Origin of the sequence: Pseudomonas sp. HD6422 (genome assembly GCF_025377065.1) — a bacterium.
Taxonomy (GTDB): domain Bacteria; phylum Pseudomonadota; class Gammaproteobacteria; order Pseudomonadales; family Pseudomonadaceae; genus Aquipseudomonas; species Aquipseudomonas putida_U.
In genome coordinates this window covers 21,043-37,496 of record NZ_JAHWIW010000008.1, presented here as the reverse complement: position 1 = coordinate 37,496, position 16,454 = coordinate 21,043, and the positions used below count along the sequence as shown (strand labels likewise).

Annotated in this window: 6 protein-coding genes; 4 read left to right on the top strand and 2 right to left on the bottom strand. The window is 62.8% G+C overall.

The features are described from left to right. Positions 1-6 precede the first annotated feature (6 nt). The 4 genes from hutH (KY379_RS07425) to hutG are packed head-to-tail and all read left to right on the top strand — an operon-like array spanning position 7 to position 5,118. Complete coding sequence (gene hutH, locus KY379_RS07425; protein WP_261239548.1) at positions 7-1,530, top strand: histidine ammonia-lyase; 1,524 nt, start codon at positions 7-9, stop codon at positions 1,528-1,530. Positions 1,531-1,551: 21 nt separating this feature from the next. Beyond that, a complete protein-coding gene (gene hutH, locus KY379_RS07420; RefSeq protein ID WP_133324894.1) occupies positions 1,552-3,084 on the top strand; it encodes a histidine ammonia-lyase in 1,533 nt (510 codons plus the stop codon). Between the two features lie 13 nt (positions 3,085-3,097). Further along, positions 3,098-4,303, top strand: coding sequence for an imidazolonepropionase (gene hutI / locus KY379_RS07415; RefSeq protein WP_261239547.1), 1,206 nt, complete (start codon positions 3,098-3,100; stop codon positions 4,301-4,303). Between the two features lie 11 nt (positions 4,304-4,314). After that, entirely contained in the window at positions 4,315-5,118 is an 804-nt protein-coding gene (gene hutG, locus KY379_RS07410) for an N-formylglutamate deformylase (RefSeq protein WP_261239545.1), read from the top strand. 1 nt (position 5,119) lies between these two features. Here the strand turns inward: hutG and KY379_RS07405 are convergent, their stop codons facing one another. Both KY379_RS07405 and KY379_RS07400 read right to left on the bottom strand, forming a co-directional pair. Then, positions 5,120-10,675, bottom strand: a complete 5,556-nt coding sequence (locus tag KY379_RS07405) for a dermonecrotic toxin domain-containing protein (protein WP_261239544.1) — start codon at positions 10,673-10,675, stop codon at positions 5,120-5,122. A 113-nt stretch (positions 10,676-10,788) separates the two neighbouring features. Beyond that, positions 10,789-16,356: a dermonecrotic toxin domain-containing protein gene (locus KY379_RS07400; RefSeq protein WP_261239543.1), complete on the bottom strand. Its 5,568-nt coding sequence runs from the start codon at positions 16,354-16,356 to the stop codon at positions 10,789-10,791. Positions 16,357-16,454 lie beyond the last annotated feature (98 nt).

The following is a 16,454-nucleotide window of genomic DNA, read 5'->3' as shown; positions in this document are numbered from 1 at the left end:
AGCGCCATGTCGCAAGGCGAAACCGTGGTCATCACTGGCGCCCCGGTGCGCTGGCAGGACATCGCCGCCGTCGCCCGCCATGGCGCTCGGCTTGAGCTGGCACCTGCGGTGTGGGCGCGCATCGACAATGCCGAGGCCATCGTGCGGCATATCGTCGAGAGCGGCGAGCGGGCCTACGGGGTCAACACCGGCCTCGGCGCGCTGTGCAACGTCTCGCTGCAAGGCGATCAGCTGAGCGCGCTGTCGCGCAACACCTTGCTCAGTCACGCCTGTGGTGTGGGGCCGGTGCTGCCCGATGAGCAGACCAGGGCGATCATCTGCGCCGCCATCGTCAACTACAGCCATGGCAAGTCCGGCCTGCAGCGGGGCGTGGTCGAGGCGCTGCTGGCGCTGCTCAACCATGGCATCACGCCCCAGGTGCCGTCCCAGGGTTCGGTGGGTTACCTGACCCACATGGCCCATGTCGGCGTGTGCCTGCTGGGTATCGGCAAGGTCAGCTATCGCGGGCAGGTCGTGGAAGCTGCCCAGGCCCTGGGCGCCGAGGGGCTGGCGCCTGTCCAGCTGGGTGCCAAGGATGGCCTGTGCCTGGTCAACGGCACGCCGTGCATGACCGGTTTGGCCAGCCTGGCGTTGGACGATGCCAGCCGCTTGCTGCAATGGGCTGATGTGATCGGGGCCATGAGCTTCGAGGCGTTGCGTGGACAGATCGCCGCCTTCGATCCGGAGATCATTGCACTCAAGCCGCATCCGGGCATGCAGGTGGTAGGTGCGAATTTGCGTGCCTTGCTCCAGGGCAGCGAGGTGATTGCCACCAGCAAAGGCATGCGCACCCAGGATGCCCTGAGCATTCGTTCGATTCCGCAGGTGCATGGCGCTGCCCGCGACCAGTTCGCCCATGCGGCACGGCAGATCGAGGCAGAACTCAATGGCGCCAACGACAACCCCTTGCTGCTGGGCACCCCGGAAGACTTCCGTGTGGTCTCCCAGGCCAATCCCCATGGTCAGTCGGTGGCCATGGCCGCAGACCTGCTGGCCATCGCCATGGCCGAGATCGGTTCGATCGCCGAGCGTCGTCTGGACCGCCTGGTGAACCCGCACGTCAGCGGGCTGCCGGCCTTCCTGGTCAGCGAGCCTGGCGTCAATTCGGGGATGATGATCGCCCAGTACGTCGCGGCCTCGCTGTGCGCGCAGAACCGTCAGCTGGCGCAACCGGCCGTGCTCGACAATTTCGTCACCTCGGGCTTGCAGGAAGACCACCTCAGCCTGGGCACCAATGCTGCGTTGAAACTGCATCAAGTGCTGGAAAACTGCACCCAGATCCTCGCCATCGAGTATCTGCTGGCAGCCCAGGCCTTCGAGTTCCTCATGGAGCAACGCCTGGGCATCGGTACCGACGCTGCTTGGCGTCTGCTGCGCGAGCAGGTCCCAGCCTACCTGCAGGACCGTTGGCTGGCACCGGACATCGCCTGTGCCGCAGCCCTGCTCAAAGATCCCCGGTTGCCGCAGCCTGTGCTGTCGGCGCTGAACTGAACAACAACAAGGAGCCTGCACATGCAAGCTTTCAACCTGGTTCCCGGCAGCCTCACCTTGGCGCAATTGCGCCAAATCCATCACGCACCGGTTCGCCTGGCCCTGGACCCGAGCGCTGACGCAGGCATCGACGCCAGCGTCGCCTGCGTCGAGCGCATCATCGCCGAAGACCGCACGGCCTACGGCATCAACACCGGTTTCGGCCTGCTGGCCTCGACCCGTATCGCCAGCCATGACCTGGAGAACCTCCAGCGCTCGTTGGTGTTGTCCCACGCCGCCGGTATCGGCGCGCCGCTGGACGATGCCATGGTGCGGCTGATCATGGTGCTGAAGATCAACAGCCTGAGCCGGGGCTTTTCAGGTATTCGGCGCAAGGTCATCGATGCGCTGATCGCCTTGGTCAACGCCGAAGTCTACCCGCACATCCCGCTCAAGGGCTCGGTCGGCGCTTCCGGCGACCTCGCGCCGCTGGCGCACATGTCGCTGGTGCTGCTGGGCGAAGGCAAGGCGCGCTACCAAGGTGAATGGCTGCCGGCCAGCGAAGCCCTGGCCATTGCCGGTCTCGAGCCGCTGACGCTGGCTGCCAAGGAAGGCCTGGCACTGCTCAACGGAACTCAGGCCTCCACGGCCTATGCGTTGCGCGGCCTGTTCCAGGCCGAAGACCTGTTCGCGGCAGCCATCACCTGTGGCGGGCTGACCGTGGAAGCCGCGCTTGGCTCGCGGGCGCCGTTCGATGCCCGCATTCATGCTGCGCGCGGCCAACCTGGGCAGATCGATACCGCGGCCTGCTTCCGTGACCTGCTCGGCGAATCGACCGAAGTGTCGCGCTCGCACCAGAACTGCGGCAAGGTCCAGGATCCATACTCCCTGCGTTGTCAGCCTCAGGTCATGGGCGCCTGCCTGACCCAGTTGCGCCAGGCGGCGCAGGTGCTGGCGGTGGAGTCCAATGCCGTGTCCGACAACCCGCTGGTGTTCGCCGAGCAGGGCGATGTGATATCCGGCGGCAACTTCCACGCCGAGCCGGTGGCGATGGCCGCCGACAACATCGCCCTGGCCATCGCCGAGATCGGCGCGCTGAGCGAGCGCCGCATCTCGCTGATGATGGACAAGCACATGTCCCAGCTGCCGCCGTTCCTGGTGGAAAACGGTGGCGTCAACTCTGGGTTCATGATCGCCCAGGTCACCGCCGCCGCGCTGGCCAGCGAGAACAAGGCCCTGTCCCATCCACACAGCGTCGACAGCCTGCCGACCTCGGCCAACCAGGAAGACCATGTGTCCATGGCGCCAGCCGCTGGCAAGCGCCTGTGGGAAATGGCCGAGAACACCCGTGGCGTGCTGGCCATCGAATGGTTGGGCGCCTGCCAGGGCTTGGACCTGCGCGAGGGGTTGAAAACCTCGGCGAAGCTGGAGCAGGCGCGCCAGGTGCTGCGCCGCGAGGTGCCGCATTATGACCGCGACCGCTTCTTCTCGCCGGACATCGAAGTGGCCAGCGCCTTGTTGGCTGAAGGCAGGTTGACCGCGCTGTTGCCAGCCGGTGTGCTGCCCAGCCTCTGACAGGAGTACCCGCATGAGAACCCTTTGGCAGCATTGCCACGCGGCAACCATGGCCCAAGGCAGCTACTCGATCATCGAGGACGCGGCCATTGTCAGCAACGCCGGCCTGATCGAGTGGATCGGCCCGCGTGGCGAACTGCCGCCGCTGGAGATTGGCCGCACGGTGGAGCTGAACGGCGCCTGGGTCACCCCAGGTCTGATCGACTGCCACACCCACGCCGTGTTCGGTGGCAACCGCAGCGGTGAGTTCGAGCAGCGTCTGCAAGGTGTGAGCTACGCCGAGATCGCCGCCCAGGGTGGCGGCATCGCCAGCACTGTGCGGGCCACCCGGGCGGCCAGCGAGGACGAACTGTTCGCCAGTGCCCGACAACGGGTCCAGGCCTTGATGCGGGATGGCATGACCACCATCGAGATCAAGTCCGGTTACGGTCTGGATCTGGCCAACGAGCGCAAGATGCTGCGTGTGATCCGGCGTCTGGCCGACGAGTTGCCGCTGGCGGTGCGCGCCACCTGCCTGGCCGCCCACGCCCTGCCACCGGAGTACGCCGGCAGGGCCGACGACTACATCGCCCACATCTGCGACGAGATGCTTCCTGCGCTGGTAGGCGAAGGGTTGGTGGATGCGGTGGACGCCTTCTGCGAGCACCTGGCGTTCTCGCCGGCGCAAGTCGAGAAGGTCTTCATCAAAGCGCGCGAACTGGGCGTACCGGTCAAGTTGCATGCTGAGCAGTTGTCGTCACTGCACGGTTCGAGCCTGGCTGCACGCTATCAGGCATTGTCGGCAGATCACCTGGAATTCATGACCGAAGACGATGCCCGCGCCATGGCCCAGGCCGGCACCGTGGCGGTGCTGCTGCCAGGCGCCTTCTACTTCCTGCGTGAAACCCAACTGCCGCCGCTCGATGCCTTGCGCCGCCACGGCGTGAAGATCGCCCTGGCCAGCGACCTCAACCCAGGCACCTCGCCAGGGCTGTCGTTGCGCCTGATGCTGAACATGGGTTGCACGCTGTTTCGCCTGACCCCGGAAGAGGCCCTGGCCGGCGTCACCCTGCATGCCGCCGCGGCGCTGGGTCTGGGCGACAGCCATGGATCGCTGGAGGTCGGCAAGGTGGCCGACTTCGTCGCCTGGCACATCGAACGCCCTGCCGACCTGGCCTACTGGCTCGGCGGCGACCTGCCCAAGCGCGTGGTGCGCAAGGGCCATGAAATCTCCAATTGAGCGAGGCCAGGATGGATAACGTACTGCATTACCACAATGGCCGGTTGCCGCTGCTGATCAGCATGCCCCACGCAGGCCTGAACCTCACGCCCGCCGTGCGCGAGGGTCTGGTCGATCAGGCGCGTAGCCTGCCCGACACCGATTGGCACATCCCGCAGCTGTACGATTTCGCCCGCGAGATGGGCGCCAGCGTGGTCGCGGCCGAGTACTCGCGGTTCGTCATCGACCTCAATCGTCCGGATGACGACAAGCCGCTTTACACCGGTGCCACCACAGGCTTGTATCCGGCCACGCTGTTCGATGGCGAGCCTCTGTTCAAGGCGGGCCAAGCCCCCAGCGCTGGCGAGCGCGACACCTACCTTGAGCGAATCTGGCGGCCTTACCACGCAGCCATGGCCCAGGAACTGGCACGCCTGCGCGACACCTTTGGCTATGCACTGCTCTGGGACGCCCATTCGATTCGCTCGCAGGTCCCACGCCTGTTCGACGGCAAGCTACCGGACTTCAATCTCGGCACATTCGATGGTGCCAGCTGCGACGCCGACCTGGCCGCGCGGCTCGAGGATGCCTGCCGCCAAGCCCAAGGCTACAGCCACGTGCTCAATGGTCGTTTCAAAGGTGGCTACATCACCCGGCACTACGGCGACCCGGCCAAGGACATCCATGCGGTGCAGTTGGAGCTGGCGCAAAGCACCTACATGGATGAAGTGGAGCCGTTCACCTACCGCGACGACCTGGCACGACCTACCCAGGCCGTCTTGCGGCGGTTGCTGGAGACTGCGCTGCACTGGGGCAGCGCACGTTACGGCGGTTGATTCACAGCGCCTCGCGCTCTGGGTTGGCGAGAATGGTCAGTTCGCGAATCAGCTCGTTCTCCCTGGACGCTTTGTCATTTTCCAGCGCTTTGTACTCGGCGCCCAGGTGCTCGATAGGAGTGCCCGGAAAAGCATCCGGCAATGCCAGCACCCGGGACTGGTAGTCTTGCTCGATGGCCTCGAAGCGGTCGGCGTATTGGTGGCGCAGGTAGCGTCTCCATCCTTCCTGCTGGACTGCGAACAGGAGGAAGGGCTCGCCATGCTCCGCTCGCTGGACTTCCGTCCTGGCAGCCAGCACTTCCGGCTGCTTCAGGTCGGCGCAGGATGCGAAACTCATTTCATCTGGAGGCAGACCCAGCGCGAGGTCTTCATTCAGATTGAGCCTGAAGGCCAGGCGTACCTCGGCTTCGTCCCGGCCAGCGGCCATGCGGATCGCGTGCTCATCCAGTGCTTGTACGCGGAACAGGCGGCGCAGTTCGCGGTACATCCCCTGCGGGGTGTCGGATGCAGTGGCGAGTATACGTTGGTTGGCGATCAGCATTTCGATGCTTTGGAACAACAGCAGTATGCCGTCGCGGCATGTGGGGTAGGGCTGCGACAACTCATCCTCGGCGATCAGGTTAAACAGATAGCGTTGCTGCGCATTGGTGAACGCAATGGCCAATACCCTGCGTACACGTCGGCACAACTCCGTGCGCAGCAGGGGGTTGTCATAGACTTTCGTCTGCCGGAGCCGCCCGATCAGCTCCAGGAGATAGGGTGCTTGTCCGCTTTGTTCGAGCCCCTCCCAAGCGCTCTGCAGCGCGTTGTTTTCGTCCACGGAAGCATGCAGCCAGTCCGTGGCACTGTGCTCGTCCTCAACAGCGTCGGGGATGGGGATGTGCAAATGGCCCTGTTCGATTTCTTCGTCCGACCAATGCAGCTCTTGTATGTCGTGCGGCAGGTCCATGGCGAACGTGAAGCTGTGCTGGCTTTCCGAGGATGTGCGCGCGCGCGTGATGGTTTCGTTGCTCAGCGGGTTGCCGTACAGCGCGATGGACGAAATGGGGAACCTGTTTTCCAGGTTGCTCAGCACGAAGGGGGGCAGGTCCGTCAGCTCATTACCGCTGAGCTCCAGTACATCCAGCGGCAACAACTGGTTGACCCAGCTCGGCCATTCGGTCAGAGCCATATCGTTGAGGTCGAGGCGGCGTAACGACTGTAACTCGGTGGGGGGAGTGTCGACATTGCCCATCCGGTTGCCGGACAGATCCAGAGAGCGCAGGTTGCCCAAGCCTGCCAGGGTGGTGAGCAGTGCATCGTCGACTTCCAGGCCCATGTTGCGCAACCCCAGGTCCAGTAGGCCAGGGCGCTGCAGCAGTGCGCTGGGTAGATTCGAGTCGGAATTCACCCGGCCATCGATGTTGAGTTCGGTGACGTTGGCAAAACGCCGAAGCAGTACGGCAAGTTGCTCCGTGGTACCGGTGACCTGGGACAGGGTCAGGCTGAGCACCCGCTCTTCCAGGAACGAGGGCAAGCGCATCGGGAAATGGGCCAGATCGGCCTCTTCCAGCCGCAACGGTGCATGCTGTATGCCTTGTTCCTGGTGGCGCCAGAAGGTATTGATGGCATCGCCGATCCTGTTGCGCTGCGCGGTGATGGTGGGGTCTGGTGAGCTGCTTGAGCCCGAGGCGTTTGCCCAATTGTCCAGGATGTCGTGAATGACTTGCCGTTGCTGTCGGAAGCGTGCCAGTCGTGCGTTGAGGATGTCGGACACGTCCACATCGAACAGCGGAGCGCGACCATCTTCATTGAGCAGTACGCGTTGCAGGTGTTCGCCGATGATGTCGTTGCCCTGCAACGAAATCGCCGGATGACGTGCCAGGTCTAGCTGGTTCTCCAGCAGAAAAGCCGGCAACAACCTCAGCCCGTTCTCGCGCATGGCCAGTAGGCCGATACGCTGTAAGGCGTTGATGCCCAGCCCCTCTGGCCATTGGCCCAGCCCCATGCGATCGAGTATGAGGGTGTCCAGCGAGAGTTCGCTGAAGTCCGGTGGTGAGCTCAGACGCAGGCGATTGCCTGCCAGGTTCAAATACCGCAGATGCGGCAGCCCACGTAGGCTGGCGATATCGGGGGCGGAAACCCCGATGTTCAGATCCATCAGGGTCAAGCTCTCGAGTCGTGGCAAATTCTCGGCGATGACGGGGATCGCGAACACAAACGCGATGGGCTGTGCCGGGCCGTACATCTCCAATGAACGCAGGTTGGGAAATTGGCGCAGAAAACGGGTGATATGCCGGCTTTGTTGCGTCCAACCGGGGATGATTTCCAAGAGGGGTTGTTGCAGCAGTAGATGGTTGATGCTTTCCCTGAAGAACGCGGGCAGGTCGAGCGGAAAATGTGACAGAGAAACGTTATGCAGTCGCAGCACAGGCTCCCTGCGATCAAGCTCCGGCAGCGCCCTTTCGTACCAGTGCTGCTGAAGTGCATCCTGTAAGCGGTCGAAGTCGATTTGCGGTGGTTCGGGCATGGCGGACAGACGTGTTCGCCAATCTTGCAGTGAGCTTTGCAAGGCATCGCGCTGCACCAGCAGTTCACGCAAGCGGCTGCGTATATCGGAGCGGTTCAGCCCCGCATTTTCCAGGGCAGTCAGCAATTGTTCCGCTGATCGGGACAAGGCCTGGTCCAGGCCGACCTGTTGGATCTGCGCGAGCAGGGCACGTCGAGTGATGTTTCCTCTCATGCCTCCCATGCCCCCTAACGGATAACCGAAGCGGCCATCGGCAAGCCGCAGGGGCGAGCGGTATCCAGGGCGAATCTCCCGCAGGCCCAGCACTTGCCTGAGGGCCGCGCGCGGCAGGGGTGGCGCTTGGCGCAGACGTTGGCGCAGGACTTGCGGCGTGTCGATGTCCAGCGATTGGCGCTGGGCCGGGGTCAGCGTTTCGAACAATGCCTGGTGCAACGAAGGGTGCATCGACGCAGGGGCGGTGCCTTGTCCAGGCATCATCAGATAGCCGTTGCGAGTACTGATGATATGCCTGTGCACGGGGGCGTCGTTGGGGCCGATGGAATCGAGGTGCGATGGCCAGCGTTGACGCAGCTCGAGGCTCAGGGCCAGGTCCGCAGGCCATCCGGAAAGGTGGGGCAGGCTATGCAGGATCAGGCGATCGCTGTCGTCGTTGCGCGGGCAATCGAGGTAGAGTCCTTCGTAGGCGCGGGCCAGTCGCACCTGTTGCTGATAGCCTCGAACCTCTTGGGCGACCTGCAGGGGTATCTGTCCATCGGCCAGGGCCTGCCGCTCTGCGCTGGACGCATCGCGCACGAGCGCCTCGACCACGCTGGTCGGCAGGCGTGGATAGCGGCTGTGCAGGATACTGGTTCCGGGCATGGATAGCTGGGGCAATCCGGCGTACTGGTCGGCGAAGGCCTCGTGCAGTTGCTGGGGTGTGGCGTCTGGCTGGGTCTCGCGGATCTGACGATCCAGATCGAAACGGGTCAGGCTGTCCTCCATCAGCGCAGGCAGTCTCTGATTTTCGCTCACGATGCGCCTGAGCGCGTCTTCGTGGATGTCGCTGACCTGCAGGATGTGTTGAGCTGTCGCCTCGTCGAATTGCCCGCTCAGCGGGCTGGCGCGGCGGAACAGGGTCATGCGCGTCCAGCTGCGGGGCTGGTCCAGTTCGTGCAGCCAGGCGCCGGCACCGTTGTGCTGCAGGGGCGGCTGGTAGCTCGACGGTTTGTGCGGATGGACCAGATAGTGCACGCCTTTCTGCGCATCGGATCCCAGTTCGAAGAACCGGTCTTCCAAAGCCAGCCAGGTCTTGCCCTCGTGGTAGTACAAACCTAACTCATCGGGCTCCAGCCCTGCGGGCAGCACGATGTCATGTGCGAACGGCAGCAGGTCTGGTTTCCACAGCCGGGTACTGCCATCGGGCAAGGTGACGGTCTTGAGTTCTTCGATGAAAGAAGGCGTTTCGACTGGGATCCTTTCCACGGCGGGGATGCCGGTGGCGGCGCCTGTCGCACCGAGGGCGGCGGTGAATGCGACATTCTCGACCACGTCCAGCAGGTAGTTCACAGCCTGATCGCGTTCGCCTTCGGCCCAGCTTTCCAGGCCCTCGAACACTTCGTAGCTCAGTTGCGCCACGCTCAAGCCCATCATCAACTGGCCCAGGCCCGGGACGAAGAAGGCGCCGAGGTTGATCGCGTTCATTGCCAACTGCGAGAAGTACGCCCAGCGCCTGGCCGCGCTTTTCTGGTCTTCGCTGGCGGTGGGCACGGCGTGGAACAGGGCATCGTCCTTGAGGCGCTGGCGTTTCCCTTCGACCAGCTCGTCGATCAGGGGCCGGTTGAACGCTTGCAGCGTCAGCGGCACCCACGCGTTTGGATCCCGAGCCCGCAGTGCTTCGCCCCCCAGATGACCTGGAAACATCTTCACGGTGTTCCAATCTATGGGATTGAGGCAATCGAGCAGCTTTTGCAGAAAATCACTGCGCTCCGAGGCGCGAACCTGCCCTAGCAGAGCCGGCACATCGCACGCCCAGAGCTGCTCACGCATGTGGGCTTGCAACGCCTGGCCGGTGACATGCATCGCCAGCGGATCGGGTGCGCCAGGCAGGTAGGTCAGCAGCATGCCCTTGTATGGCAACAGGACCGGATCGTAAGACAGCAGGTTTTCGACATGGGGCACGAGGCCGATCATCAAGGCCCCCTCAATTCTGCAGCCGAAAGCCTCGATGAAGGCGCAGCGCAGGGTGCTGCCCAGGTATTCGCAGTGGCCTTCGCGGGCGAGCTTCAACAGCGCCTCGCGAAGCGGTTCATCGATTTTCTTGGCCAGGTACGCTCTGTCGACCTCGAGCTCGAAGGCGCAGCGTTCGGTTGCACGGAACGTCGCCCATACTTGATCGGCCGACTCGCCCTCGCTAGGCATATAGAGTTGATCGATCAGGCGTTGGTACTGGCCACCGATGTCCAGCTCGCGGCACAGTGCGGCGAACCCGTCGGCGCTGATGTCCAGCTGTTTTCCAAGAGGCCAGGGACCTTGAAACTGGTCGCTGTCCAGCACGCTGGCAGGCAGGTCCGCGCCGTTCTGTCCGCCTGGTTGGGCTTCATAGGCCTCGAAGTTCTGCAGGGCACAATGCAGCAGAGATTGGGTCGCCAACCTGAGCGCGCGCATGCCGTCGCTGACCGGGTCGCCGTGCATGTACTGGCGGTAGCTCACCGCTTTGCCAGGGTTGAACAGGTAGGTGTTGTCGACATCCAGTTCCACGCCGAAGCGCGCCTTGATACCGGCCGTCAATTGCTGCCGGGCGAATGATTGCAATGAAGGGAGTTGCTTCAGCCGCGCAGCTACCTTTGCTTTATGTGTCCGGTAACGTGCGTAGTCTTCGACGAGCGTGCGTGCGTCCAGTGGCGATGCCTGACACGCTTGCTCGAACCAGGGTATAGGGATCTTGCTGGCAGCGCGCATGCTGCGGTGAGTGTCTGCGGACGCATGCCGCATCCAGGGGGCAATCTTGCCTTCGATCAGGGTGGCAACGCTCTCGTGATCGGGAGGAATGGCATTTTCAGGTGGAGTCATGATCAAGCCTCGTAAAGGAGGCAGGACATGCTAGTGAGCTTCGCAAAGTGGATGCGTTAGCATGATAGTGCGACCCAGGCCGCTGTCCTTCGAGAGGCCTGGGTCATGATCGGTCAATGGTTGAGGGCGTTGGTCAACTCGCGGATGAGTGCCAATTCCTGGGCGCGCCTGCCACGTTCAAGTGCCGAGTACTGGTCGGCGAGCTCCTCGAGCGCCCTCCCGGGGAATCGGTCGGGCACTGCAAGCACCCGCAACCGATACTCGCGTTCCACCTCGGCAAAACGCTCTTCGTAGGTGGTGCGCAGGTAATCGACCCAGGTGTCGTTGTTCGCGGCGTAATCCAGGAATTCCGGGCCGCGCTCACGCTGCTGGACATCCGCCAGTACCGCGTTGCGTTCGTCCATTTGCACCGCTGCCGTCGCCTCGTACAACATGCTCGGAGGCGCAACTGGCAGGTCGAGCGCCTCGGCCAGGTACACCCGATACGCCAGGCGCACCTCTGCCTCGTCTCGCCCTCTGAGTCGCAGCCGGGCAATATCGTCCAATGCCCCCATGCGGAAGGTCTGGCGCATCTGGCGCAGCAGCGCTGCACCGCGCTCCGGGCCGGTAAGCCCGTGCAAGGTTCGCTCGCTGAACAAGCGCAGTTCGATCTGGTTGAATTCCAGCAAGGCTCCGTCGTAACAGGTCTGGTTACCGTCCGGCTGCACCAGCGCCGCTTGCGCCATGGTATTGAAGAGCTGAAGATCCGCAGGGTTCTGGGCAGCGTGCACGAGCACTCGCCCGACGCGCTCGGCAAAACCGTTGCGCGTCTGAATGTTCTGGTACGGCGCCGTTTGCTCCAGGCGTTGCACGAGTTGCAGCAGGTTGTCTGCAGCTGCGCCGTTCTCGAGTTGCTGCCAGGCCTGACGATACGCTTCATTCTCCTCGGGGCTTGCGCGCAGCCACGGTTCGACGGTGGGTTGCGGGTTCGGCTCCGGACTCGACTCATGGCTGTGGTATGGCGAGCTGCCGTTGGAGCTGGGAGACATGGGCGAGAGCTCCTGGATGTCTGCTGGCAGATCCATGTTGAATCTGAATTGTCGACTGAAGCCCTCGCTGGTATGGGCGCGGATCATGCTGTCGCGCTCGAGCGGGTTGCCCAGCAGCGAGATCTCGCTCTGCATTTCCTCGCTGCGCGGATTGTCGAGAATGTGCTCGGGCGGCGTAGTGATCTGGTTACCGTCCAGGTCCAGCAAGTTCAATGGCAGTAACTCGTCGACCCATGCCGGCCACGCCTGCAGGTCTGTGTTGGTCAGGTACAGGCGACGAAGTCTGGAGAGCGATGGTGCCGCGCGGGTGATTTCGCCCATGCGGTTGCCCGAAAGGTCGAGCATCAACAGCCCGTTGATATCGTTGAGGCTGTCCATCAAGCGCTGGTCGATCAGCAGTGCCTGGTCATGCAGCGTCAGCGATTGCAGGGCCGGCATGTTGGACAGCGCGCGAGGCAACGTGGTCATGGGCTGTACATGCCCCGAGAATTGCAACTCGGTGAGGTTGCGAAATGACATGAGCAATGAGTTCAAGCGGTCGGCAGTGGCTGTTACGCGGGTAAGCACCAGGCTACGGACGTTCGACTGGAAAAAGGCCGGTAGCTGCTGCGGGAAGTGTTCCAGGCTCACATCGACGAGGTTCAGCGGCTGCAAAGGCTGCCCTGTGCGAGAGGTACGCCAGAAATCGATGAGCATCGAGCCCAGTTGTGCTCGAGCCTCAATCGTGGCGGCATCCGGGATGCCACTGGAGCTGGAGCTGTGGGTCCAGTGATCGATCATCTCGTGAAGCTGCGTGAGTTCGTCACGCAATTGATCCAGCTGTCGCCGAAGCGGCTCTGCGACGTCCATTTCGATATCGAAGCGCCGCTGGGGCACTTGGGGGGCCAGGCTGACACGCTGGATCTGCGAAGGTAGCAACCCGTTGCCTTGGAGCGAAACCCGCGTGGTGCGTTGTCCCTGCGTGGTTTGTGAGAGCAAGAATTCTGGCAGTTCGCTAATGCGGTTGTCGCGCAGCGAAAGCGTCTCGAGGCTTTCCAGGGACTCGGTGTCCAGCCAGGCCGGCCAGCTGTCGAGCGAGGTACGGTTCAGCCCCAGGTTGCGTAGCGAAAGGCCGCGCAACGAGATGAACGATGGCGGCAGCAGATAATTGCCGCTGAGGTCGAGGGTATGCAGCTGAGCGAGCGCACCCAGCGCCAGGAAATCTCGCTCGCTCGGAAGCAGTTGCTGGTTGATCAGCCGCAGTTCACGCAGTTCCGGCAGGAATCGGGCGGCAGCGTCCAGGAGGGTAGGGAATGGCGAGGGGGCCAGGGCAGCTGCCGACTCCCGGGAAACCGTCAAGGATGTGAGGCGAGGAAAGCGTTGCAGGAAGCCCTGCAGGGTCTCGACTCCCTCCGGGCTGAAGGGGACGATGCCGCCAGGTGCATCCAAGGTCATGTCGATCAGGCGCAGATCTCGGGTACGCTCGTATATGAAACCCGGGAGTTGAGCCGGGAAGTCCGCCAGATGGGCCAGTTGCAACTGGAAAGGCAATTCGAGGCGACCGAGTTCGAGCAGACTGGTGCTGTACCAATGACGCCAGATGGCACCTGCAATATTTGCCCGGCTCGATGCCCTAGCCGGCAGATCGACCAGCGATGCCGACTGGTCCGCCCAGTTCGACAGCGCCAGTTCCAGGGTCTGGCGCTCTCCCAGCACGTGCTGCAAGCGGCCTAAGATCTGCGCGCGGGTCAGACCACTGGCTTCGAGACGGGCCAACAGGGTTTCCGCTGACATTGGGTAATGGTCTTCGATGCCCAGCAGGCGGATCGTGTCGAGCAGAGTATCGCGCAGAATGTATCCGGCGGTCGCTCCCCTGCCACTGAGCAGGTAGCCGATCCTGCCATCGGCGAGGCGCATCGGGGGCACGAAGCCTGGTTGGCGCGCAGGGAGACCCAGCACTCGGCGCAGCGCATGGCGAGGCATCAAGGGGGCTTGTTGCACGTGATGTTGCAGATCGGCGGCGGCATTGTCCGAGGAGAGTCCAAGGGCGGAGAGTTGCTCTTCGGGCAGGGCTTCGACGATGGCCTGGTAGAGTGTCTGGCCACCTTTTCCGGTACCGCCATCCACTGGCTGCAGGCGATAACCGTCGGGCTCTCGGCTCAACACTCGGTTGATGGAGGCGTCGGTCGGCCCGATGCTGTCCAACAGGGGGCCGGCGAACGTTTCGTCGTGGATCTCGATACGCAGGTGCTGCTGCCAGCCCGGCAGACGCTCCAGGGTGTGGAGGATCAGCTTGTCGGTATCGAGCGAGCCTACCGAGCGCAGGAACAGGTTCTCGTAAGCGCGGGTCAAACGCACGTTGGGCAGATAGGCCTCGATTTCCGCTGTCAGGCGAGGCGGCATGCGGCCCTGGTCAAGCGCTGCCAGCTCGGCGGCGCTCGCTTCGCGCAGCAGTTCTTGGCGGATGGGCACTGGCAATGCTGGGCCAGCCTCGGCGATCAGCTGGTCGCGGGCGCTCTGCAGGGGGGCGGTATCGCCGTACAGAACGTCGAACATTTGGCTCCTGGAAGAAGCGGAAAAGGAGCTGATAGCCGTTCGTTGCGTGATCTGCTCATCCAGACGGAAGCGCCGTAATGTGTCTTCCAGTTGCCCCGGCAAGCGTTGGGACTCGGCGATGACTCGGCGCAGTACGGCCTCGTGGGTATCGGTGATGCGCAGGATGCGGCTGGCGACTTCATCGTTGAAGTACACATGGTGAGGTCCGCTGCGGCGGAACAGTTGCATGCCCTGCCACTGCGACGGCCGGTCCGTTTCCGCGATCCAGCTGCCTGCACCGTTATGGCGAATGGTCGGTTGGTAGCTGGAGGGGTTGGTGGGATGCTCTATTTTGTAGACATCGGGTGTGTCGGTCGGTCGGAGCGACAAAGCCCGGTCTTCCAGAGTGAGATAGGTCTTGCCCTGATACTCGTAGACACCGAATTCGTTGGGTCGCAGGTCGCCAGGCAGAATGACGTCATGGCCGAACGGCCTAAGGTCTGGTTTCCATAGGCGTGGTTCGCCATCAGGCATGCTGATGCTGTCCAGCTCTTCGATGAACGAAGGCATTTCGACTGGTGTGTGTTCGATGGCAGGCATACCGCCCGCATGTCCGGCAGCGCCCAGCGCCGCTATGAGCGCGACGTTCTCGACGACGTCGAACAAGTAGCCGAAGGCTTGTTCGGTCTCTCCTTTGGTCCAGCTGTCGATGCCTTCGAACACCTCGTGTGCCAGATCGAACGCGGCGACTCCCATCATGACCTCGCCCAGGGCTGGGACGAAGAAGGCCGCCACGTTCAGCGCCTGGAGCGTCCTTTGTGCGAAATACAGCAGGCGCTCCCGGAACGCTCGTTCGTCAACCAGCGCAGTGGGTACTGCGTGGAACTTTGCATCGTCTTCCAGACGATTGATCTTCTGTGTGGCCAATTCAGCGAGCAATCGCGTGAGTACGGTGCTCTCGCCAAGCGGCAGGCGCGCATTGGGGTCAGGTACCCGAGGCCGGTAGCCGACAGGCAAGAAGCCGGACTTGGGGGTCAGGCAGTCTTCAAGCTTGGTCAGAAACGTGTCCAGGTACCGTGCTGGAACGAACCGTTGGAAGAACTCCAGGTAACTTGCATCGCGTAAACGCTCACGCAGTTCAGCGGTGAATGCACTGGTCGAAGTGTATTGTTTGAGAGGGCATATCGGGTCGTCGGGAATATACAGGACCACCGGGACGGTCTTTCTGGCGGCGTCGCGGTCCGGCCCGATGGCGACGATACCGGTCAGCTCGATGTCCCATAGCTTCAGGAAACTACAGCACACGGGCGTCCCTTGATAATGCGGATGGGCCATTTCGGGGACCTGCAGCAGGGCTGCATACATATCGGCGTCGACATGCCCCTTGAGTAGCGCCAGACCTGCATGCAGACGCAGGCTGGCGCGCTCTGCCGCCTTCAGGCGCGTAACCAGCGGATCGTCGTCGACAGCGCTCTGGCCTGGCGTTGCCGGCGCAGCGATACGCAGGGCCCTGAGCAGCTTCTGGTATTCGCCGCCCAGGTCCAGTTCGCGGGCAAGTGCAGCGAACTGCTCTGGAGCAATGGCAATCTGTTTGCCTTCATAGCCGTTTAGCCCGAAGACCCGTCTGTCGAGTATCATCGCTTTCAACGTTTCATCTTCATCGAGCCCGCCGGCTTGCGCCTCCGACGGCTCGAAGTTCTGCAAGGCGCAGTGCAGCAGGGTTTGGGTTGCCTGCTTGAGCGATCTGCTCGCAGCCACCAACTCATCACGATTGCGATCATCCCGCTTGTAGGCCGCGGCCTTTTTCGCGTGGAGCAAGTAGGTACGTTGCACATCGAGCTTGAGGCCGAAGCGCCGCTCGATGGCTTTGGTCAAGCGCGGTATGGCGAAGGACTCCAGCGTCGGGATGGTCTTTAGCAGCGCTTTGAGACTGGCCTGGGCGTCGATATGCAGGGGATGGTCTTCGTTCAGGAGCCGGACGATCTCCGGTTTTTCCTGGCGTGCCTTTTCCAGCCAGGGCAACGGTGCAGTGGCTGTTTTACGCAAGGCCTGGTGAGTCTCGCTGGGCGCCGATTTCATCCACTCGGGGATTTTTCGCTCGATCAGCGCATAGTGGGCATGGGTGTTGGAAGGGGACAATTGCATGGCTCCGCGATTAGGGGGAGCAAAGCGTGGATTAACCGCCCGCGTGTGACGCGTTAGATATGTCAAACCTTCAGGCCTGCGGTTTCGGTCGA

Excerpts from the sequence above, each read along its gene's own strand:
- hutG (WP_261239545.1), top strand. The coding sequence starts at position 4,315 with ATGGATAACGTACTGCATTACCACAATGGCCGGTTGCCGCTGCTGATC.
- hutH (WP_261239548.1), top strand. The coding sequence starts at position 7 with ATGTCGCAAGGCGAAACCGTGGTCATCACTGGCGCCCCGGTGCGCTGG.
- hutI (WP_261239547.1), top strand. The coding sequence starts at position 3,098 with ATGAGAACCCTTTGGCAGCATTGCCACGCGGCAACCATGGCCCAAGGC.
- KY379_RS07405 (WP_261239544.1), bottom strand. The coding sequence starts at position 10,675 with ATGACTCCACCTGAAAATGCCATTCCTCCCGATCACGAGAGCGTTGCC.
- hutH (WP_133324894.1), top strand. The coding sequence starts at position 1,552 with ATGCAAGCTTTCAACCTGGTTCCCGGCAGCCTCACCTTGGCGCAATTG.